The sequence below is a fragment of the Candidatus Tisiphia endosymbiont of Metellina segmentata genome, assembly GCF_964030715.1.
GTDB lineage: Bacteria > Pseudomonadota > Alphaproteobacteria > Rickettsiales > Rickettsiaceae > Tisiphia.
In genome coordinates this window covers 463,730-486,098 of record NZ_OZ034919.1, presented here as the reverse complement: position 1 = coordinate 486,098, position 22,369 = coordinate 463,730, and the positions used below count along the sequence as shown (strand labels likewise).

Here is a 22,369-nt window from a genome sequence, read left to right as displayed (position 1 = left end):
AAAATTAATTATGAAAGATTTTAATACTAAGGTTATTAGTAAGTATGAAGAAAGATTAAAAAGCTGTTTTGTCTCTTTAAGCTCTGAATGCATCGTGTCTTGTAAATATCCTAGTACTTTAAAAAGGTCTTTACGTACTTTTAATATTATAAAGATTCTACAACAGAATAGTGACTTGCTTGATTATCTTAGTCTAGATAGTCAAAAGAACTTGCTCTCTGTTCTTGAGCATTACGGACCTCTCTCTATTGAAACGTTAAAGCAACAAAAATATCAAATGGAAGAGGTAACAAATTTTGTTACCTCTCTTAATCAATTGGTTGATTGCTTAAAAAGTTCTTCCACTTTACATCATGAAGAAAATAATAAGGCACTAAAACCTGTAATGGATTTAGCTAGAAACTTTGTACAACATTGTTGTATATTAATAACTGAAGATGTTATAAATCAAGATGTTATAAATAATCTACAGGCAACTGCAATTGTTTTGAATTTAGATAATTTATCGCTTGAGCAACAAAATCTACTTTTAGATCAATTGTTGCTCATTAAAGAATTATGGCAGATTGATTCTACTATTGACATAAAGAAAGAATCTGTTCCATTGTTATTTCATGCCAATATATTATTAACACTGAAAGAAGAAAACACTGTAGATTACACATACATTTTAAAAAAAATTACTAATTTTTTAATAGATGATCACAATGTATTGATGGAGTTAACCAATGCTAAGTTAATTTGCTTATATAATAGGCTAAAAGATTTATCTATTAAATCTCAGACCATAAACCATATTTTGCTAAGAATACATGATGAATCAAAATTTAGGAAGAGTTTCAGTAAACTTAATAATTCAGGATATGAGCTTTCAGTATTATTTGAAAATTATAATGCAATAATACATCAGATAGAAAATGCAGAGTTCGCTATAATAGAAAGGTTTTTACTCCGGCAAAATGTCTTTATGCATGAAATTTTAATTAATATTACAAAGCATATAGATGCTATCAGGATGCTCAATATAACAGAAGATTCTGATCTGAATTATATACTAGCTCAGATTAGAAAAAGGTTAACTCAAAATATCCAAAGTGGTCATACTATTTCTTTAATGATTTCTTCTATTGAATCTAAATTTTCTGCAAAACTTGAAGTTAAAATTATTAAACGATATGCTTCTTTAGATAGTTTTACTAAAAATGCTTTAAAAACTAGGTATCAGTTGTTATTTAAAAATATTACTTCATTATTAAAAAAAGAGCTAAATTATGCAGAGTTTGTACAACAGGTAATAACATGTAAAATCGCAGCTGATTATAAGATAAATAGCAATGTTACTTCAGTTAAAACGTTAAGACTAATTGAACAAGAAAGGTTAGAAGTAAAAAAACAATTATGTGAAATAAATTTTGTAGAAATTTTTAGTGACAAATATTTAAATAAAACATCTAGTTTAAGTTTTAAAAAACATGTCAGGAAAACTAATATAACAACTCCTGCAGGTTATGTTATGGTAATTATTAGAATATTACTAACAAATTTTAGTGTTGAACAGCTTCAACTTTTATCACAATTTTTAATGAATGGTAATCTAACTACAATTCGAACAATCGTTCAACAAGAGTTGGTTGTGCAAGTTAAAAAACGCACCACTATAAGTAAAGTAATATATTATGTATTTACTAGAAAGAAAAATGAACTTACCATGCTCAATAATATAAAGAGAATTCTAAATGAATATACTAACCTCAATTAGATATAAGAACCCTTTTTTAGGGGGGCATTTCTCCTTATATTAAAGCCAATTCAGAAGAATTTGATGCTAGGATGGAGCGAAGCCTATAGATAATAGGCAAGCGACGAGTGACGACGTTACCAAATTCTCATCAATTGATTATATCAAAAATTTTTGTAAGCTTTGCTAACATACGTACGTCAGAACCATCTTCTAAAGCCCAAACCCAAGAAAGTACAGATTGGACAAAACACCAATCGCTAATTCGCTCCGTATCTAAATCCAAAAGAGTTGCAAACTTAATGATGCGATTTGCAATAATACTTTCAACATCTTCTAAAGCAAGGAGTTCAGGGAGAGGATTACGAATAAATGCTGCTACCTCATATGCTTTTTCACCGATAACTCCTTTGGGATCAATAACCACCCAATTATCACCACTTTGCAGAATATTATCATGATGTAAATCACCATGAAGTAAAACTAACATTGACGATGTGCCTAGTAATTTATCTCGCAATTGTCTAGCTTTTTCTAAGTAGTAATTTGGCACATCCCATTCTTTATCTAATACTGCCAACCAATCTGTGACATAAGGAAAACCTTCTGATGGCAAAGGTGCATAGTGTAATCTTTTCATTACATTACATGCTATTTTAATAGCCTCGTAATCTTTTACAGGAAAATAGGATTTTAATGATATATTAGAAATAGCCTGTTCAACTAGCAGTAAGCCGGTGCTTTCAGCTAAAACCTTCACACCTCCAAATTTAGAAAAAACTTTTAAAGCTGTTGATTCTCTCTTAAGATCATCAATGTCTAGCCCTAACTTTAAGATAATTGGCTGATAACCTTGGAAGCCTGCTAGGACATAATGGTAACTCAAGTTCTTAACTGGATTTAAGCTAGATAAACCGTACTCCTTAGCCAATTTATGGACAATTTTTGGCAAATCATCTAACCAAACCTTACCTTGAACACCATAGATATTAGTAATGTTAGTTTCAAATGTTTTCATGATGACCTCAGAAAGATGCATTCTTGAAGCGGCTGGCACAAATGCATTTTAATCTATTATCGCTAATAATCTTATTTTTATTGGTATAAAAATAAGATTATTAGCAAATGAAATATTTAACAATTATGCGTCAAACCGCTTTAAGCCTGATTGTTTACATTCTCATTCCAATTTCGGATTAATCAAATTAATCCGAAATTGATGTTGATGATAAATTTGTATTTTTTTATGCTAGATCAAATTAACTATTTGCTATAATATTATAGGTAATTCTAACTTAAAACTTATAAAATTGATATTATGGGAATGAGCTTCAGCCACTTATTAGTGATCTTATTAATCATCTTAGTGTTGTTTGGAGCTGGTAAGTTGCCTCAAGTGATGTCAGATCTTGCAAAAGGTCTTAAAGCTTTCAAGGAAGGAATGAAAGACATTGATAAGAAAAAAGATGAATAACCTGTTTTGCTAGGTGATGTGAAGATTTCTATCTAATGGTCTTATCGAACGTTATTTTTGTTCTCGAATCCGTAACACCCCAATACGGGATAAGAATTAGTTAATTCTTATCCCGTATTGGCTTTAATACGACAATTTGAAATCTAGAGAATCCCAGTTCGAGCATTCGCACCGAAGGATCTCACTTGCCTAAGATGACGCCGCTGACTTAAACCAAGCACTAGTGTACCGAAGCGGGAATGACATTACCTTGAAAGCAAGGGATAATGATATTCATTCAATAATTATCGCTGCTCGCTCAAATTTATTTTCTAAGTTGCTTTTAAGGTTTTTATATTGAGGAGTTTTTAACTCTTTATTGGTAATCAAACTTTTTCTTATGGAGATTATATCTGTAAATTCAGTATCTTTATTTTGATATTTACATGATCTATTGACATATATCCACGGAGTATCAACTTCAAAGTTTAATTTTTTACAATCTTTAATTGTAATATTTTTTATAATTACATGTCTTGTGTTAGTGTTAGGTATACCTATAAAAAGGTCTGATACTTGGTCAAAAGCTGTATTTGTAATATCCTCCATTCCATATAATCTTAACCTTAAACCAAACCCCTTATTGGTTTTAAAAATTCGGTTTTTTTGCTGATATGCGTACTTAATTGTAAGATCCTTAACAATACGAGAAGTAAGATCAGGTAATTCTAACAATTTCTTGTCTTCTTTATCAAGATATACTCCTGTTAACATGTGGAAAGTAAAATCCCTTAGCTGTTCATTTGATTGATATAACCCAGCACCTGTTATATTTACTGCTACTTCTCCTTTCAAATCAAGCTGACCATGCACATCTACAATATTATCTCTTATTACCAACTCATTGTGTATTATAGCTTGTGAATTTTGATGATCTATTTCAGGAATTTTGGTATAACCTGCTTGTTGAAGATCTAATACCAAGGCTAACTTACCCGCAACATCCGAAAAAATTCCTTGTGCCATACTGACAAAGTTTGTTGGGTCAATCCAATATATTTTTCCATTTTTATTAGCTACTTTAAGCATCACATGATTAAAATTTCCTATAGTAGGTAGTGCTTTTGGATTAAAAAAATTAGTAATACCTCGCATTACTAAAATGGGTTGAACCTTAAACCCAAGCTTTTGCAAGATAGCAGCAGTACTTGCAGAAAAATCTTTGCAATCACCAATTTGAGAAGTAGCAATCTTTTCTAAATCTCTAGGAAAATACCGACCTGATACTGTTCGCCAATCACCCATATATTGGATTTTTTCAGCTAATGAAGAAGTAACAAAATTAATTTTTTCTTCATCAGTATTTTTATTTAGAGCAGATTCTGCTATACTCATGAGAGTTGTAGGAAGTGGTTGATTGATTACCTTAGAATAGTCAGGAGCTAGTTGCTTGGCAAAATCTTGCCATTTAGTTAAGCTTGATAAAGATACCCAAGTTTTTTGCTTAACATTTAATATCCCCTCACTTGATTCATTAGTCAATTGATTATAAACAGGTTTCTCTAGGATAATCTCTGCCGAATGAAAGTCACTTTCAGCATCAGTAATAACTTTTAATACACCTTTTGGGTCGTTTACTTTGATATTTAGGGGCAATTTAGAATTGATCTTAGTACTACTTGCTTGCAAGTAACCTTCCTTACCATAGAATATGGTAGCACCATAAAAATTATCTATAGCAACTTTTGTTTCAACATACTTATATTTTAAGTATATTTCTGCACCAAGTTCCACTTTAGGAAATGAGATAATTATCTGATTTAGTTGATCAAAACCTTGTCCAAAACTAGCTAGCGGTTTATCCTCAATCATATCTTTAGAAACTACATATTCTTGCCCATTATAAATAGTCTTGGCTTCTAATATAGAGATTTGGGAACTATAGTTATTATAAGTTAATCTATATTGAGAGAAATCACTACGTCCTGATTCTTTTAGTATTTTTGCGTGCATTTCCGTTATTTCTTCAGAAGTGCCATCTTGATTAATACTAATATCGTTGTTATTGAATTTAATTTCAACAGGAGCATCTTCGTACTTACTCCATCTAGCTTGAGCGGAATGGTTTATTAAAAATACCAATAATATTAAACGAATACAAAATTTTAAATAAGTCATTATAAATAATCCTAAAAATAAAAACCACTTAGTTATACTCAAATGATTTGAAGAATTGCATTTGAAAATGAATGGTGAGCATGCTAGGTGTACATATAGTATAATTACGCATGCGAATCCATGATATTTTCAAAAAACAATTCTTTAAAGCAGAAGAATATACCAACATTATAAGATTTTATACACTAAAAAATAGAGACCACTAAGTAAAAATGATCTTTTTTCTTGGAGGAATATAAACAATTTTTTCTTGGTCATTTATATTATTGTCATAATTCATTTTTTCCATGACACCAATAAAATAATTACCATGTGGCATTAGTTTTACTATTGCCCAACCGTCCATAATAAATTGAGTAATTTTATCTAAATCAGATTTGTTTTCAGCGAAAGATATAATTTTTTGATGGGGTTTTACCCTTGTCATAATCTTATTTTTTATTAATTTTAATTTCTTATATTTATTATTACTAAATCTTTTGATTTTGAAAATGAATGGTGAGAAGGCGTAGCGTACATATAGTATAGTTACGCATGCGAATCCATGATATTTTCAAAAAACAATTCGTAGGAGCAGAAGAGTATATGTATTTTTGAAATACACTAACATTATCCCAAAAGTTAACTGATTTGATTGACCTTTCTTTTTCTTACATAAAATTAGAACCTCTAATGATAAATTATATAGTCAAATACACTGAATTAGGTGGTAAAAACATAGCAGTAGTTTTTACCATCAACTGTTACAATCAACTGATTTTATCAATTATCTTTCCACCTAATTCAATGTATTTAACTATAATTGCATTTTTATCTGTTCCTAGAATTCACAGTTCGGCATCACGGTGTCAGTATCTTTTAACACCAATTTATCCTAGATAACTAATTATTGCAACATTTTCTTTTATTTTAAATACATAATAATTGACAAATTCTTATCCCGAATTCGCGTATAATATGTATACATTGCTTTTCAGTACTTCAAGTGGCGGCAAAACAACTCCTTCTTAATACTAGCACAATTTCTGCATTAGATATCTTTCGAAATTCGCTTATGTGCAAGGATTTAAAGAAGCCACGAAACCTCGACCCACAGTGGACGATGATGTACGTGAGGAGCAGAGTACCGGTAGCACGAATAAATTACCAGCAGAAGGAGAGTTTGCTAAAGATATCTATTATATTTTCCACATTATATTACTTAGTGCTTTATAATTTCTGTGCTATACTAACTTTATAATTGATAACTACTAATAGCAGCATATATATGGAAAAAATAACTCCTCGCGTGGATTTAGCTTTCAAAAAGATATTTGGTGTTGAAGAGAATAAGGACTTGCTGATATCCTTGATTAATTCAATTGTATCTAAGGAAGATCAGGTGGCAGAGGTAACGCTGCTTAATCCATATAATCCTAAAAACTTTAAGAATGATAAACTCTCAATATTAGACGTTAAAGCCAAATCTGTTGATGGCAAAAGGTTCAATATTGAAATTCAAATTAGCGACGAAGCTGATTATGATAAGCGAGCTTTATATTATTGGGCTAAATTATATACCGAGCAATTAAAGGTAGCTCAGGACTATTCTACCCTAAGCAAAGCCATTGGTATTCATATTCTAAACTTTACTTCTATTCCGAATGTAACTAAATATCACAATGTTTTCCATATAGTCGAAAAAGATAGTGGCTTGTTATATTTCAAGGACCTCGAATTACATACTATTGAGCTTAATAAGTTTACTGATAATTCTTATGAGGAATTACCTGATATACTGAAAAAAGTAAAAAACTCTCTAGATATGTGGACAGCTTTTCTAACAAGACATGACCTACTTAACAAAGATAATTTACCTAAAGAATTAGACAATGTTGCCTTAAAAAAAGCTCTAACAGTGTTAGATGTTATGAACTTTACTGACGAAGAAAGAGAAGCCTATGAAGACCATCTTAAATGGTTGCGTATCGAAGCTAATACTCTAAAGAAACAACTGGAAAAAGGTATAGCAAAAGGTAGAGAGGAAGGTATAGCGAAAGGTAGATATGAAGAAAGAATATCTATGGCAAAAGAAATGCTATTAAACAATGAGCCGATGCAAAAAATTATTAAATACACTAAGTTAAGTAAATCTCAAATAGAGAATCTAAAATAATGACTTACGATCCTCAAATTTATGATTTACTAACATATTCCATTATTGTTATATAATGGTTAGCTATAGCAGAAGAGGAAATTATGATTAAGAGTATTTGGGCAAAGGTTAAATATGTAGTATATTTGCTTATATATATAGTGATTACTTGGATTACTGCGAAAATTATACTTATATCAACATTTCCTGATGATGGTCAATGCCATTGCACTGAAACTCCAACGTTACTGCATTATATTTTAGCTTCGATAGTAACTATATTACCAGTAATAGCACATATATGTACAAAAAATCGTAAACCAAAAGTAAAATCTGATACTAAATAAATTATGATTGGTAAATTAAAAGGTAAAATAGATGCATGTTTTAATGATTATGTCATTATTGATGTTAGTGGTGTTGGATATTTAGTGTATTGTTCTAGTAAAACTTTAAATAAGTTAGTGGTTAATGAGTTTTGTCAATTATTTATTGAAACACATGTAAGAGAAGATCATATTAATCTTTACGGATTTTTATCTCTCGAAGAGAAGGCTTTTTTTAATTTATTACAATCGGTAAACGGTATTGGTACAAGAATGGCTTTAGCTATTTTATCAAATTTATCACCCGAGCAAATCCAATCAGCGATAGCAAGAAGGGATAAAGAAGCTTTTAAAGCCATTTCTGGTGTTGGGCTAAAACTAGCTGAACGAATTATCATAGAGTTAAAGGATAAAGCCTTAACTAATTTTACTAACAACCTTACCATGGATAACAATGATACTGACTTAGCTAAGATATCATCTGATGCCACATTAGTGTTAACCTCGCTTGGTATTGGTAAAACTGAAGCACAAAATTTAGTACAGGGAATTATTGCAGAAAATTCTAATCTCTCTATTAATGAACTAATTAAACTTGCATTAAAAGCACGTGGATCCAATGTCTAAAAATATTTTGTCAGCTGATATACTTCCGAGCGATCAAGAATTTTCTCTACGACCTAGCTATTTAAGAGAATTTGTCGGACAACAACAAATTAAGGAGAATCTATCCATTTTTATCCAAGCAGCTAAAAATAGGTCTGAACATTTAGATCATACATTATTTTACGGTCCTCCTGGACTTGGTAAAACCACTCTTGCACAAATTATTTCTAAGGAAATGGGAGTAAATTTTAAATCTACCTCAGGACCTGCTATATCAAAAGCAGCTGACCTAGCTGCTATACTTACTAATTTGCAAGATAATGATGTGTTATTTATTGATGAAATTCACCGTCTTAGTACAAATATTGAAGAAGTATTGTACCAAGCAATGGAAGATTTTGCTTTAGACATAGTTATTGGTGAAGGGCCTTCAGCAAGGTCAGTAAAAATCAATCTACCCAATTTCACTTTAGTTGGAGCAACTACTAGGCTCGGTTTACTCAGCAACCCTTTGAGAGATAGATTTGGTATACCATTGCGTTTGCATTTTTATAACGTGGCTGAATTAAAACTTGTTTTGAGTAGAGCTAGTAAATTGTTAGCAATTAATTTAACCGATGAGGCATTAGAAGAGATAGCGGGGCGTAGTAGAGGAACTCCAAGAATTGCCCTTAGGCTAGTTAGACGAGTGAGAGATTTTGCTTCTGTCGATGATAAGCTAGAAATTGATAAAAATATTGCCAATATCTCCCTAAATCGATTAGAAGTTGACAAAATAGGTTTAGATAGTAATGATTATAGATACTTAAAATTTATAGCTGATAATTATGCTGGTGGTCCGGTTGGTATAGAGACAATTGCAGCAGCTCTATCAGAACAACGTGATGCTGTTGAAGAGACTATAGAACCATATTTAATACAAATAGGGTTATTACAACGTACCCCAAGAGGCAGGGTTATTACTAAAAATGCTTTTGATCATCTTGGAATATCGTAATTTACAGTTACAAAGAGGTAGTTTATGAAAATAATCAACATAAAACAACTAGCAATCTTGCTTGCTTTAATGTTACTCCCATTCAGCAAGGTGGTTGCTAATGGTCAAGAATATTTTGAAAAAGCGAATACTTTAGCAATGGATGGTAAATTGCAGGAAGCAATTGACTACTATGATTTAGCAATCAAACATAAACCTGATTATGCTGAGGCTTACTATAATAAAGGTGTTGCTTTAAATAAGTTAGACAAATTGCAGGAATCAATTGACTCCCTTGATTTAGCAATTAAGTATAAGCCTAATTTTGCTGAGGCTTACTATAACAAAGGGTGGGCTTTAGAGGAGTTAGGTAAATACCAAGAGGCAATTAACTCCTATGATTTAGCAATCAAATATAAACCTGTTTATGCTAATGCTTACTATAATAAAGGTGTTGCTTTGAATGGGTTAGGCAAATACCAGATTGACTCCTATAATTTAGCAATCAAATATAAACTGTTTATGCTAATGCTTACTATAATAAAGGTGTTGCTTTGAATGGGTTAGGCAAACATCAAGAGGCAATTGACTCCTATGATTTAGCAATCAAATATAAGCCTGATTTTTCTGCTGCTTACAACAATAAAAATTTTGCTTTGAATGAGTTAGGTAAATACCAGGAGGCAATTATAGCTTCTGATTTAGCAATCAAATATAAACCTGAGTTTGCTGAAGCTTACTATAACAAAGGTATAACTTTGTATAATTTAGGCAAATCAGAGGAAGCAATTATAGTTTTTGATTTGGCAATCAAATATAAGCCTGATTTTTCTGCTGCTTACAACAACAAAGGTGTTGCTTTGAATGAATTGGGGAAATTGCAAGAGGCAATTAACTCCTATGATTTGGCAATCAAATATAAACCTAATTTTGCTGATACTTACAACAATAAAGGTATAGTTTTAGCCAGATTAAGTAAATGGCAGGAAGCAATTGACTCCTTTGACTTAGCAATCAAACATAAGCCTGATTATGTTAAAGCTTACTATAACAAAGGTATTGTTTTGAAAGAGTTTAGGTAAATACTCGCAATCAGAAGAAGCATTTAGCAAGGCAGAGCGACTTAGAACAAAACATTAAAAATTATAGAATGTATAGCTAACCCGAGTAACATTACTCCGTCATTGCGAGGAGCTACTTTAGTGGTGACGAAGCAATCCAAAAAAGTGATTAGAAATGGATTGCTTCGTCGGCTCACGCCTCCTCGCAATGACACTAGGATTTATGTACTCCTCGCTAATAGCCGGAGTAATGCTAATCGGAGTTAGCTATATATTTTAAAAACAAACTAAGAAATACTTAAGAAAGAAATATTATATGCAAAAAGCTTTAAGTCTTATAATTGCTGCAGCAATTATTTACTCTATTGTCCAAATGAAGATGCTCTCTCCTCCCGAGGACAAAGACCCTAAAGTTCAGACAACTAATGATGCTGAAAATAATAAAAATACTACCGCTGCTCCTGAACAAGCAAATATACCATTAACTGGTAATTTTCTTGAAAAAACTGTTTCAAAGGTTTTGATAAATGCTCTTAAGACAGAAGAAGGTCGACTATTTTTTGAGCATTTACTACAACCAACAAACAAACCTATTACTGATGGTAAATATACTATAGAGGTTAATAGAGACTTAATACAACCAATGTTTAAGATTAATAGCTTTGGTAACGGGACTGTTGGACCAGCTACTTGTGGTCACGTAGTCACATTACGTTATCAATTATTGGATATTAACAATAATTTACTTAGCGAAAATACCAAAACCTTTACACTTGGTTCTAGAGCGATCATGCTAGGTCTTGATGCTGTAGTAGTAGGTATGATGGTTGGACAAACAAGACAAGCGGTGCTTCCTGCAAAATATGCATATTATAACCAGCAATATAAAGAAGAAGATAGAGAGCATGATGCACCTTATAGAGTTAATATTGTCTTAAATTCAATATTACCTAATAATTTTGTTGATAGTAATGAAGTAAAGATATTTGATGATGAAATAGCTTATAGAATACCATTATTATGCGGAGATAAAGTAGGGGTTGACGTAAAGATTACTAAATTATCGAATGGTCAGGTAATTTATGATTCAGTACAGAAAGGTAAGAAATTAGATATAAAAATTGGTGATATTAATTATCCATTAATCGTTTCATATGCTCTACATGGTAAAGTGCCAGTTGGCACTAGAACAGTAATTGCCAAAGGTAAGTCATTTAAGGCACTTGGTTCTAATATCAACAAAATGCTTAATCAAGATAAGATTCCTATGGATGAATATTTGATGCTGGAATTAACAAATTTTCAAACAGAATAATAGAGAAAAGAATGCACGACAATAATTACAAGACAAAAAGAGCTACAGTACCAGCTCTAGAAGAATTATTATTTGAACCTATAAAAATACTAGATCATGGTTTTATCAGAATTATTGATTATATGGGTGATGATAGTAGCATCGTCCAAGCAGCACGAGTATCATATGGTAAAGGTACAAAACAACTAAGCCAAGATAAAGGTTTAATCAATTACCTAATGCGTCACCACCATACAACACCATTTGAAATGTGTGATATCAAATTTCATATTAAACTGCCTATTTTCGTTGCAAGACAATGGATACGTCACAGAACTGCTAGTGTTAATGAATATTCAGCTAGATATTCTATATTAGGAAATGAATTTTATTTACCAGAAAAACAGAATCTTGCTGCTCAATCCACAATAAATAAACAAGGAAGAAGTGATGAAGAAATTCCAAAAGAAATTGCAGATAAAGTCTTAGTGCTACTAGAAAAAGATGCTAAACTATGTTATCAGCATTATACTGAAATGATGAACCAGGATGAACATGGCAATATTATCGATGAAAATACCATAGGTATTACTAGGGAACTTGCGAGAATGAATTTAACCTTAAACTATTATACAGAATGGTATTGGAAGATTAATTTGCATAATCTATTACATTTTCTACTGTTACGTGGGGATTCTCATGCCCAGTATGAAATCAGAGTATATGCAGAGAAGATGCTAGAAATAGTAAAAGCTTGGGTACCTTTTACTTATGATGCTTTTAAGGAATATAGGATAGAAGGTAGTAATATTTCTAAAAAAGGACTGGCTGTTATAAAAAAACTACTCAATAATGAAGAAATTACTCAAGAATCTAGTGGCATAAATAAAAGAGAATGGGATGAATTAATGCAACTTATAAAATAGGTATTATAAAATGATTACAATTGATAGAACAACCTACCGAGCCCCATCTTTTAATGAGAGAGTTAGATTTTTGGTGCTGCATTACACTAACGAAAACTTAGAAGGATCCCTAAGAGACCTACTAGGTCCAAAAGTTAGTGTACACTATCTAGTTTCTGACTCTAATCCGAATCATATATTCCAATTAGTGGAAGAGTCTAGACGAGCTTGGGATGTTGGTGTTAGTGGTTGGCAGGGGAGTCAGAATCTCAATGATACTTCTATAGGTATTGAAATAGTAAATCTTGGCGATACTAAAGATTCTCAAGGAAAGATTCATTGGTATCCTTATCCCGAAGACCAAATTACAGCGGTAATGGAACTTTGTCAGAATATTATAGCTCGCTATGATATTGACCCCACTTGTGTGATCGGTCATTCTGATGCTGCTCCGGGAAGGAAACAAGACCCAGGTCCTCTATTTCCATGGAAACAATTATATGATAATAATATCGGAGCTTGGTATGATCAAGATACTGTTAATGCTCTAATACCCAAGGTAGACCTGTCTAATATAAAGTTAATCCAAGAACAATTTAGCAGATATGGTTATGTGTTGCAGCCAACAGGAATAATTGATCAACAGACAACAGATGTTATAGTATCGTTCCAAATGCATTTCCGCCCAAAGAATTTTTCTGGAAAATTAGATGTCGAGACCGTGGCAATTTTAGAAGCATTATTACAAAAATATCTTATGTAAAAAAGCTGTTCCTGCGAAACCTTTGCCCGTGTGGAGCAAAAAACCAACGTAAGTAATGGTACTTACATAACCAAAAACGTTGTCATTCAGCTAAAAGCTGGAATGACAACGAGGGCTTATTAAAGGTTAAAATTTAAGCTTTGCACCAATAAGAGCAACTGTACCTTTGGTTTTTTTCTTAGGTGCTTCAATAAGGTAAACTGGCTTACCCTTAGCTTGGAAATAAGAGATTTCAGCATAAGGCAACAAGCCTGGTGTTATCTTATATTCAGTACCTAAGCTTACTGTATCCACCGTATTTTTATACTTTAGTGATTTAAAATAAGAAAGACTTGTTTTTATAGGACCTTGCCCATAAGCAATTGTGCCATTATAATATTTCGTATCACGACCAACTTTATGGTAAGTTTTTGAAGTCAAACTTTTACCTAAACTACCATAAGAACCAGCACAAGAAATATTACCATAAGTTAAGACTGCACCTAAATTGTAAGCATTTAGATCTGATAGCTTGTTGCTAGATAGCATCTTTCCATCAGGATCTAATACTATAAGTTTGCGAGCTGGCTTAGCATGTTCTCCTGTAACACCAACTTCTACTGCCATATCATCTAAAATCTCATACTTATAGGATATCCCTGCAGAAATCGCATCTTTGACATTGTAATTATAAATTACTGTATCACCTTTACCACCATCTATACCTGGTAGTTCTACTTCAGTTATACCAGTCTTTAATGTACTGCGACCTGTTTTACTATCTAAATTTTTTATATTACGATGACCACCAGTATTTGCTGAATCAGGAATATAAGAAATACCAAACTGAAAACCTTGCATCTCTGGTGTATAATAAGATACTTTTCTAGCTGGCTCTGTTCCTTTATTTATGTCATCGAAGCCATTGGTAAATGAGTCTATGACAGAGGGTGGGACTACCTCAAATTGTGGCTTCATACCTTTATATTGCATACCGCTATCGTCTAGTGAGACATACTTACTCCAACCAAAACCACAACTAGCTGCTGCAACTTTAGCACCACTAACACCCATCTTATTTGCAGCATCATAAGGAGAGCCTAGCTCTACTTTACCATAATCTGTCTCTAAGAATATGAAAGAGCCATTGACACTTGCAGAACCCTTTGGTTTAGTTGTTGGTAGTAAAACCATTTTAACTCCAGCTATTACATCATTAAATTCTTGCTTAGCAGTGGCAGAGAAAGCTGCTTCACTATAAAATCCAAGCTTTTTCTTATTATCAGTAATATATTTACTTTGTTCTGACAACAATTTGCCTTGAGTACTATAACCAGCTTGGAAACCAAAAAATACTTCTAATTTTATTTCAGTATCTGAAACAGCTTCAGCTGAAGGAGTAGAACTGCTAAAGGCTGTGCTAGACAAACAAGAGACACAAAGCAACATTATTAATTTTTTCATAGTAATACCAAAACTCTTTATTCATTATTATGTAGTCGAGTTCATTAAACATAATACATTTCTATTTAAGTATTTATAGCAGAAGATAAACCATAATGTAACAAATTTTCGTAAATAACTATGATTAGTCAGACAAGTTTTATTATTTTAATGGTAAAATTACAACTAAATATAACATTTTTTTAATTGTTGCTAATATCATAAAAATATTGTATTCTAGCTTTGCGGGTTGAAATTTTTGTAAATAAAGTTGAAAAAACAAAGGTGGGGTTAACCCCACCTTTTTTATTAAAATCTTTAAATATTTATGTTGTAATGCAAACTATAGAGCAACAAATTATTGATACGGTGCAAGATAACCTGAAAGATATTGGTTTCGACTTAGTAAAAGTAACTTTAAAGGGTTCAACCCATAAAGTACTTGAAATACTAATAGATAGGTTGGATGGTAAAAAGGTTACTATAATAGATTGTCGGAATAGCAGTAGAATTATCTCAGCCCTTTTAGATGTTGAAGATATAATTAGTGATAAATATTTTTTAGAAGTTTCTTCAGCAGGTATTGAACGCCCATTAATAAAATTTGAAGATTATACTAGATTCCTTGGTAGAGAGGCTACCATAAAATTAAAAGAATTATTAAATGGTCAAACTCGATATCAGGGAAAGATAGTTAAAGCTGAAGATAATAAAATTCATCTGAATAACCATGGTGAAGACATAGTGTTTTCATTTGATATGATAAAAAAAGCCTCTTTGGTATTAACAGATGAAATGTTTAGGAATTTAATGAATAAAAAATAGACTTCTTGGATAATTTGCTTCTGCTAGGGAATTTGTAGGAGGATCAAAACCTCGACCCACAGCGTACTCAAATTCCGTTACAGATTCAAGTCTAGTATACTCAAATGATCCTACGAATTAGATTTGAAAATGAATGGTGAGCATGCTAGGTCATAGTACCATACATTTTTCTATAATCGTCATAGCAAGGCATCTTTAGATGTTGTGGCGATCCAGGTAAACAGCGAAGCTGTTTTTTTAGAGTAACGCTTCGTGTATCCTAGATTGCCGCGTCGCTGCTTTTTCGCGACTCCTCGCTAATAGACGATCAGCAGCCATTTTAATAGTGGTTATATAGAAAATGTAGGGTACTATGATGCTAGGTGTACATATAGTACATGAGCATGCGAATCCATGATATTTTTAGAAAATAATTCGTAGGAGCAGAAGGAGTATACCGACGCACAAATTATCAGTAGCAAGTAGATGCAAGAAGTTTAATATTAAAAGGCAGTGAATTTATGATTAATATTGGTAACATAGAAATTCTGCAGATCATAGATTCTGTAGCTAGAGAAAAGAATCTTCCTAAGGAAGCACTACTTTCGGCAATGGAACAGGCTGTACAGATTGCAGGACGCAGAAAATATGGAAATGAACATAATATAAAAGCTGAGATTGATAGGAAAAATGGTAATATTAATCTTTTTAGAATCCTTGATGTAGTGGATGATGTGGAGAATTATTTTACTCAAATTTCTTTAAAGGATGCTGTTGAAAAGAAAGTCGATGCTAAAATTGGTGATGAGATTTATGAATTCTTACCGCCTATTGATCTTGGACGTGTTGCAGCTCAGGCAGCTAAGCAAATAATAATACAACGCGTTGGTGAAGTGGAAAGAGAAAAACAATATGAAGATTTTAAAGATAAGAAAGGTGAGATTTTAAACGGCACTGTTAAGAGAGTAGAGTTTAATAATATCATAGTTGACCTTGGTGGTCGTGCTGAAGCAATGATTAAAAAGGAGCAGCTCATTAGAGGAGAAAGCTTTAAGGTTAATGATCGTATTAAAGCTTATGTCCAAGACGTAAGATTATCGTCTAAAGGACCACAAATTTTTCTATCTAGAACTGATGACCAAATGCTAATAAAATTATTTGAATTAGAGATTCCAGAGATTTATGATAATATAATTGAATTGCGAGCTATAGCTCGTGATCCTGGATCAAAGGCAAAAGTTGCAGTCTTTGCTTCTGACTCTAGTGTTGATCCTATAGGTTCATGTGTAGGAATTAGAGGTAATAGGATTAAGGCTATTACTAATGAGCTTAATGGCGAAAAAATAGATGTAATATTATGGAGCAAGAATATTGCTCAATTTATTATGAATGCACTTGCTCCTGCAGAAATTGCAAAAATTGTTATTGATGAAGATAAGAATATAGTTGATGTAGTTGTGTCTCAAGATAATTTGAGTCTTGCAATTGGTAGAAGAGGTCAAAATGTTCGTTTAGCCTCTAAACTTACTGGCTGGAATATTAATGTAATGACGGAAGATCAAGAATCCAAACGGAGAAATGATGAGTTTTGCTCTGCTACTGAGTTATTTATGGAGACCTTAGATGTTGAAGAAGTGATAGCACAACTGTTATCTGCACAAAGTTTTACCTCTCTAGAACAGTTAGCTTCCAGTAAAATTGAAACTTTAATGAATATTGAAGGCTTTGAAGAAGAATTAGCAATTGAGATAAGAGAACGAGCAATAAATTATGTAAATGCTAAAAATGAAAAAATTATTATTAAACTCGAAGCTTTAGGTGTTGAACAAGAATTAATTGATGTATTGGATTTACAACCAGAATTCATATTAAAATTAGCTGAGTATGGTGTAAAGACTATAGAAGATTTGGGAGAGTTGACAGTTAATGAATTTAAATCATTAGCTCCTAATTCTAACATGGTAGATGATGATATAGAATTACTGATTCGTACAGCTCGTACTCGTGAAGATGAATAAATTTAAGCAACCTCAGTATCAATCCTGACAGGGAATGCTACCTAAACTACTTAAGTTGACACCCATGTGCGTAGACGGAGTTCTAAAATGTTTAATTAGTTGTCAGTCAAAGCAAGAAAATTTTAAAAAATTTAGCATTAAGTATTAGTGCTAAGAATTTTATTGATATACTGAAGAACTACTAGCAAAATTAGCCATTTCTAATAACAGAAACTTGGTAATTTAATTTTGGGTAAAGAAAAAATTAACAATTCCCTTAAAAAAAATGGTATTATAGTGTAAGCATGAGATGCAAGTCAAGTGCAAGAGAAAATCTAATAGACCTCTTGCATAATTCTACTTCTACTGGTAATTTGTGTGTGATACCGGTACTCTGCTCCTCACGTACTTTAGAGTACGTTGCGGGTCGAGGTTTCGTGTCTCCTACAAATTCCCTAGCAGGGGTGAATTCTACAAAAGGTCTAACGGTAAATTAGAAATTTGTAAATTATTCGATATACTCAAATGATTTGAAGAATGGAGACAATAAACAAGGGGTGAGTGTACCTTACTATTCCCCACAAATATTTGCAGAAGCCAATTCTTTAAAGCAGAAGAGTATATCTGTTAATCATTAATCACATAGCAAAATTATTTAAAAAACTTTATCACAAATATAATTGCTATTTAAAGGTTTAATATTTATGACGAATAACCAAGAACCTAAACCAAAAAAACTAACACTTGGTGGTCCTAAACTATCGCTTAGTAAGCCAGCCCAACCCACCAATGTTACTAGAGGTTTTGTTAGTTCTGCAAAAACAATTGTAGAAGTTAGGAAGAGTAGCACTCCAGCTAATACTTTGTCTTTTAACAAACTTTGGTCTAGTGGTTCTACTTCTCAAGGCGGCGAATCTACTGCTGGAGAAGAATTTAACAGACGCTTAACTATTTTAAAAAAAGCAGCAGAAGATGCAAAATCTCAGAGTACTGATAGTAAGATTAGCACTCTGAGTAAACTTGCAACTATCAATCAACCTGTGAAAAAAGACGATATTGAAGAAAATGTTCAGGATGAGTTACAAGATATCGAAAATGATTCTGAAATACCACCTACTACATTAGCACCTACATCTTCACAGGATAACAACCCATCCAAGTCTTTTGTTAGATCAACACTGATTGGTTCTCAGAGCCATTTTGGTGTTGCACTTGAAGATATTTCTTCAATAGACAAGGCTGGTGATAATAAAGCAGTAGTGCCAAAGGTTAAAATTGAAGAACCTAAAAAATTAAAAAAGGTAGATATCTTCAATATGCTTGATGCAGATGGAAGCGATAATACTGGTAGAACTAGAAGCCTTGCATCAATAAAAAGAGCTAGAGAAAAAGAAAAACGTAAAGCCGAGCAACAAACACCAGATAAAGTATATAGGGAAGTTATTATTCCGGAAGCTATTTCTGTAGGAGATCTAGCCAATAAAATGTCTGAGCGAGCCACAGATGTTATAAAAGAATTGATGAAGCTCGGTATCATGGCTACGACCGTCCAAACAATTGATGCAGATACAGCAGAGCTTGTTGCTACGACCTTAGGGCATACAGTAAAAAGGGTTCAAGAGTCCGATGTTGAAAATATATTGATTAGTGAAGCTGATAAAGAAGAAGATTTAAAGCATAGGGCTCCTATTGTAACGATTATGGGACATGTCGACCACGGTAAAACTTCGTTACTTGATGCTTTAAAGTCAACTGATTTGGCAAGTCAGGAAACAGGTGGGATCACCCAGCATATTGGTGCTTATCGAGTAACCTTGGCTGATGGTAGGGCTATTACTTTCATTGATACTCCAGGACATGAAGCGTTTTCAGATATGAGAACTAGAGGGGCAAAGGTAACAGATATAGTGGTTATAATAGTTGCTGCAGATGATGGAATAAAGCCGCAAACGATTGAAGCAATTAATCACGCTAAAGCAGCAAATGTTCCTATAATCGTTGCAATAAATAAGATAGATAAACCGGATATTAATCTTGACCGAATTAAAAATGACCTATTAATTTATGATTTAGTTAGTGAAGAGTTGGGAGGTGATACTATAGTTGTACCAATTTCAGCTTTAAAGAAAACTAATTTAGATAAGTTAGAAGAGGCTATATTATTGGTTGCAGAAATGCAGGATCTTAAGGCTAACTTTAGCGGACTCACTGCTGGGGTAGTTATAGAGGCAAGAGTTGATAAAGGTAAAGGAGCGGTTGCTACTATATTGGTACAACGCGGTATTCTAAGAAATGGAGATATAGTAGTTGCTGGAACGAAATATGGTAGAATTAAGAGGATGAATAATGATAAAGGATTAGATATTACCGAGGCAGAACCAACTTTACCAGTAGAGATTTATGGTTTAAATGAAGTTCCGCGAGCAGGAGATCAGTTTAATGTAGTGCAGAATGAAAAGCAGGCTAGAGATATTGTAGAGTATCGTGAACGCCTTGCAAAAGAAAAGAAAATTTCTGTTACCCAAAGATCAACTCTAGAAGAATTATTCCTAAAAGCCTCCGGTAATAGTGGTATGGTAAAAGAATTACCGATAATTGTTAAAGGCGATGTACAAGGTTCAGTTGAAGCAATTATCACTAGTCTATTAAAGTTGCCAAATGATGAAGTTCGTTTAAGAATTTTACATCACGCAGTAGGTGGAATATTGGAGTCAGATGTTACTTTAGCTAAAGCATCCAACGCTATTATTGTTGGTTTTAACGTTAGAACTAATAATAATGCTTTGGCTATGGCAGAAAGAGAGAAAGTGGATATTAGATATTATTCCATTATCTATAATTTGTTAGATGATATTAAATCAATAATGAGTGGTATGCTTTCACCAATTATTCGTGAGCAATATATCGGTACAGTAGAGATTAGACAGGTATTCATTGTCTCAAAAGTTGGTAAAGTTGCAGGTAGTCATGTTACCAAGGGTACTATTAAAAGAGGTGCTGGAGTTCGCTTGTTACGAGATAATATTGTTATTCACGAAGGAAAACTTAAGACTCTAAAACGTTTTAAAGATGATGTCAAAGAAGTTCACGAGAATTTTGAATGTGGTATCGCTTTTGAAAATTATGATGATATAAAAGAAGGTGATATAGTAGAAGTCTTTGAAATTATTGAAGAAAAAAAACAGTTATTGTAAATGCAAAAACTTTCTGATAAAGACAAGTCACAAAATAGGTCACAAAGGCAAAAAAAAGTGGCAATATTAATAAATGAAGCATTAGTGGAAGTACTAAGGCGTGGTAAGATGTTAGATGAACGTCTGATTAATTGTCCAGTAACTATTACTAAAGTCTTAGTTACCTCTGATTTAAAAATAGCAGATTGTTACTTTTTACCATTTAATACTACTTTTAATGAGATACAACTTACTGAGTCTTTAAATAATTCAAAATATGCTATAAGAAACTTTATAACTGCTAAAATTAATTTAAAATACTCACCGGAAATTCGTTTTCATTATGATCACGGATTTGATAATGCTTACAAAGTTGAGGAATTATTGAAGCAAGTTGAAACTAATCGAGTGAACTAGGATTATAATGAATCAAAACCTTACCCATCGCAAAGCCACAATTGCTGACTTAAGAACAATTGTTAACCTTCTTTTAGAGGATGAACTTGGACAAACAAGAGAACAGTTTTCAGCAGAATTGGATCAAGCTTATATTGATGCGTTCTACAAGATAGATAGTGATCCACATCAATATTTGATGATAGTTGAAATGAATAAAGAAATAGTTGGCACTTGCCACCTGACTATCATGCCATCGCTAACTTTCATAGGTTCAACTAGGATGCAAATTGAAGCTGTTCGTATCTCAGAAAAGTATAGAGGAAAACATTTCGGTGAATGGATGATGAGTATTGCAATGAAATATGGCAAATCAAAAGGTGTCTCCATTGTTCAGCTCACAACTAATAAAAAACGTCCAAGAGCCAAACAGTTCTATGAAAGACTTGGTTTTGAAGCAACACATGAAGGAATGAAATTATATAACTCTAATGAATAATAGTGTTATTATTTTAAATATTCACTTAAAAATCTCATGATTCCATAATTTTTTAAAAAATTCTTCTATTGGTAATATATTTATTTCTCGATTATCTAGGAATATTTTCCTTAAATTATCTTCTAAACAAACTACATATCCTTGATCCACTTGATGCTCTTCCATAAAAGATTTTATACTTTTTAGTTCAGTCTTATGGACATTCGAAGATATTTTTACTTCAATTGGTAATGACTTACCAGTAATAGTGCTAATTATAAAATCCACTTCTACACCTGTTTTAGTACGCCAATAATTTATACGATGATCTAAATCATTCAGGTTTATATATGCTTGTAACTCAGTAAATACGTAATGTTCTAAAGCCCTGCCTGCTTCTGATCCTTTGGTATTATTAAAATAGGCCTCTTTCGAAACTCGCTTGTGCTGAGGGATTTGAAGGAGACGCTTCACCTCGAACCGCAGCGTACTCTAATTCCGTTACGGATTCGAGTACCGCATCATTGTCCAAATCACCAGCAGAAGTAGAGTTTCGAAAGAAGTCTATTCTTATAACTCAATGATAGGTAAGCCACTAGTTTGACTAGTGAGACCATCAAGGCTTGACCTTTAGATTTAGTATAAAATAAAAAGTTATCATATAT

At 32.5% G+C, this 22,369-nt stretch carries 21 protein-coding genes; 16 read left to right on the top strand and 5 right to left on the bottom strand.

What is annotated here, in order from left to right; genetic code table 11:
- The first annotated feature begins 10 nt into the window (after nucleotides 1–10).
- Nucleotides 11–1,759, top strand: a complete 1,749-nt coding sequence (locus AAHM80_RS02685; protein ID WP_342260200.1) for a hypothetical protein — start codon at nucleotides 11–13, stop codon at nucleotides 1,757–1,759.
- A 130-nt stretch (nucleotides 1,760–1,889) separates the two neighbouring features.
- On the opposite strand, the gene AAHM80_RS02680 is transcribed toward AAHM80_RS02685, so the two are convergent.
- Nucleotides 1,890–2,756: an aminoglycoside phosphotransferase family protein gene (locus AAHM80_RS02680; protein WP_342260199.1), complete on the bottom strand. Its 867-nt coding sequence runs from the start codon at nucleotides 2,754–2,756 to the stop codon at nucleotides 1,890–1,892.
- Nucleotides 2,757–3,056: 300 nt separating this feature from the next.
- On the opposite strand from AAHM80_RS02680, the gene AAHM80_RS02675 reads away from it, so the two are divergent.
- Nucleotides 3,057–3,212: a Sec-independent protein translocase subunit TatA gene (locus AAHM80_RS02675; protein WP_341747719.1), complete on the top strand. Its 156-nt coding sequence runs from the start codon at nucleotides 3,057–3,059 to the stop codon at nucleotides 3,210–3,212.
- A gap of 273 nt (nucleotides 3,213–3,485) precedes the next feature.
- Here AAHM80_RS02675 and AAHM80_RS02670 read toward each other — a convergent pair whose 3' ends face one another.
- Together AAHM80_RS02670 and AAHM80_RS02665 are read right to left on the bottom strand one after the other, a co-directional pair.
- Complete coding sequence (locus tag AAHM80_RS02670) at nucleotides 3,486–5,369, bottom strand: DUF3857 domain-containing protein (protein WP_342260198.1); 1,884 nt, start codon at nucleotides 5,367–5,369, stop codon at nucleotides 3,486–3,488.
- A 202-nt stretch (nucleotides 5,370–5,571) separates the two neighbouring features.
- Nucleotides 5,572–5,796 carry a DUF2674 domain-containing protein gene (locus tag AAHM80_RS02665; RefSeq protein WP_341751960.1) on the bottom strand — a complete coding sequence of 75 codons (225 nt, stop codon included), beginning with the start codon at nucleotides 5,794–5,796 and terminating at the stop codon, nucleotides 5,572–5,574.
- Between the two features lie 840 nt (nucleotides 5,797–6,636).
- Between AAHM80_RS02665 and AAHM80_RS02660 the strand changes: the two genes are divergently transcribed.
- The 9 genes from AAHM80_RS02660 (at nucleotide 6,637) to AAHM80_RS02620 (ending at nucleotide 13,434) form a co-directional block, all read left to right on the top strand.
- Nucleotides 6,637–7,524 carry an Rpn family recombination-promoting nuclease/putative transposase gene (locus AAHM80_RS02660; RefSeq protein WP_342260197.1) on the top strand — a complete coding sequence of 296 codons (888 nt, stop codon included), beginning with the start codon at nucleotides 6,637–6,639 and terminating at the stop codon, nucleotides 7,522–7,524.
- An 83-nt stretch (nucleotides 7,525–7,607) separates the two neighbouring features.
- On the top strand, nucleotides 7,608–7,850 hold the full coding sequence (locus AAHM80_RS02655) for a Holliday junction ATP-dependent DNA helicase RuvA (protein WP_342260196.1): 243 nt from the start codon (nucleotides 7,608–7,610) through the stop codon (nucleotides 7,848–7,850).
- A gap of 3 nt (nucleotides 7,851–7,853) precedes the next feature.
- On the top strand, nucleotides 7,854–8,456 hold the full coding sequence (gene ruvA, locus AAHM80_RS02650) for a Holliday junction branch migration protein RuvA (RefSeq protein WP_341751956.1): 603 nt from the start codon (nucleotides 7,854–7,856) through the stop codon (nucleotides 8,454–8,456).
- Nucleotides 8,449–9,432, top strand: a complete 984-nt coding sequence (gene ruvB, locus AAHM80_RS02645) for a Holliday junction branch migration DNA helicase RuvB (protein WP_341751955.1) — start codon at nucleotides 8,449–8,451, stop codon at nucleotides 9,430–9,432. The genes ruvA and ruvB overlap by 8 nt, the downstream gene beginning before the upstream one ends.
- Before the next feature lie 57 nt (nucleotides 9,433–9,489).
- The gene (locus AAHM80_RS02640; protein WP_342260195.1) at nucleotides 9,490–9,969 is read left to right on the top strand and encodes a tetratricopeptide repeat protein; all 480 of its coding nucleotides are present in this window, start codon (nucleotides 9,490–9,492) and stop codon (nucleotides 9,967–9,969) included.
- Nucleotides 9,966–10,493 (top strand): tetratricopeptide repeat protein, encoded by a 528-nt coding sequence (locus AAHM80_RS02635; protein WP_342260194.1) that lies wholly within the window; start codon nucleotides 9,966–9,968, stop codon nucleotides 10,491–10,493. The genes AAHM80_RS02640 and AAHM80_RS02635 overlap by 4 nt, the downstream gene beginning before the upstream one ends.
- 295 nt (nucleotides 10,494–10,788) lie before the next feature.
- Nucleotides 10,789–11,787, top strand: a complete 999-nt coding sequence (locus AAHM80_RS02630; protein ID WP_341751954.1) for an FKBP-type peptidyl-prolyl cis-trans isomerase — start codon at nucleotides 10,789–10,791, stop codon at nucleotides 11,785–11,787.
- 11 nt (nucleotides 11,788–11,798) lie between these two features.
- Nucleotides 11,799–12,692 carry an FAD-dependent thymidylate synthase gene (thyX, locus tag AAHM80_RS02625; protein ID WP_341751953.1) on the top strand — a complete coding sequence of 298 codons (894 nt, stop codon included), beginning with the start codon at nucleotides 11,799–11,801 and terminating at the stop codon, nucleotides 12,690–12,692.
- 10 nt (nucleotides 12,693–12,702) lie between these two features.
- On the top strand, nucleotides 12,703–13,434 hold the full coding sequence (locus AAHM80_RS02620; RefSeq protein ID WP_342260193.1) for an N-acetylmuramoyl-L-alanine amidase: 732 nt from the start codon (nucleotides 12,703–12,705) through the stop codon (nucleotides 13,432–13,434).
- Between the two features lie 126 nt (nucleotides 13,435–13,560).
- On the opposite strand, the gene AAHM80_RS02615 is transcribed toward AAHM80_RS02620, so the two are convergent.
- The gene (locus tag AAHM80_RS02615) at nucleotides 13,561–14,877 is read right to left on the bottom strand and encodes a porin (RefSeq protein WP_342260192.1); all 1,317 of its coding nucleotides are present in this window, start codon (nucleotides 14,875–14,877) and stop codon (nucleotides 13,561–13,563) included.
- Nucleotides 14,878–15,192: 315 nt separating this feature from the next.
- Between AAHM80_RS02615 and rimP the strand changes: the two genes are divergently transcribed.
- The 5 genes from rimP (at nucleotide 15,193) to AAHM80_RS02585 (ending at nucleotide 21,725) form a co-directional block, all read left to right on the top strand.
- A complete protein-coding gene (gene rimP, locus AAHM80_RS02610; RefSeq protein WP_341752283.1) occupies nucleotides 15,193–15,681 on the top strand; it encodes a ribosome maturation factor RimP in 489 nt (162 codons plus the stop codon).
- A gap of 500 nt (nucleotides 15,682–16,181) precedes the next feature.
- The gene (nusA, locus tag AAHM80_RS02605) at nucleotides 16,182–17,678 is read left to right on the top strand and encodes a transcription termination factor NusA (RefSeq protein WP_342260191.1); all 1,497 of its coding nucleotides are present in this window, start codon (nucleotides 16,182–16,184) and stop codon (nucleotides 17,676–17,678) included.
- A 683-nt stretch (nucleotides 17,679–18,361) separates the two neighbouring features.
- Nucleotides 18,362–20,851: a translation initiation factor IF-2 gene (gene infB, locus AAHM80_RS02595; RefSeq protein ID WP_342260190.1), complete on the top strand. Its 2,490-nt coding sequence runs from the start codon at nucleotides 18,362–18,364 to the stop codon at nucleotides 20,849–20,851.
- Nucleotides 20,852–21,247: a 30S ribosome-binding factor RbfA gene (rbfA, locus tag AAHM80_RS02590; protein ID WP_341755660.1), complete on the top strand. Its 396-nt coding sequence runs from the start codon at nucleotides 20,852–20,854 to the stop codon at nucleotides 21,245–21,247. It begins immediately after the preceding gene.
- 7 nt (nucleotides 21,248–21,254) lie between these two features.
- Nucleotides 21,255–21,725, top strand: a complete 471-nt coding sequence (locus tag AAHM80_RS02585) for a GNAT family N-acetyltransferase (protein ID WP_341747733.1) — start codon at nucleotides 21,255–21,257, stop codon at nucleotides 21,723–21,725.
- A 21-nt stretch (nucleotides 21,726–21,746) separates the two neighbouring features.
- Here AAHM80_RS02585 and AAHM80_RS02580 read toward each other — a convergent pair whose 3' ends face one another.
- Nucleotides 21,747–22,178, bottom strand: a complete 432-nt coding sequence (locus tag AAHM80_RS02580; RefSeq protein WP_342260189.1) for a DUF4143 domain-containing protein — start codon at nucleotides 22,176–22,178, stop codon at nucleotides 21,747–21,749.
- Nucleotides 22,179–22,369: the final 191 nt, after the last annotated feature.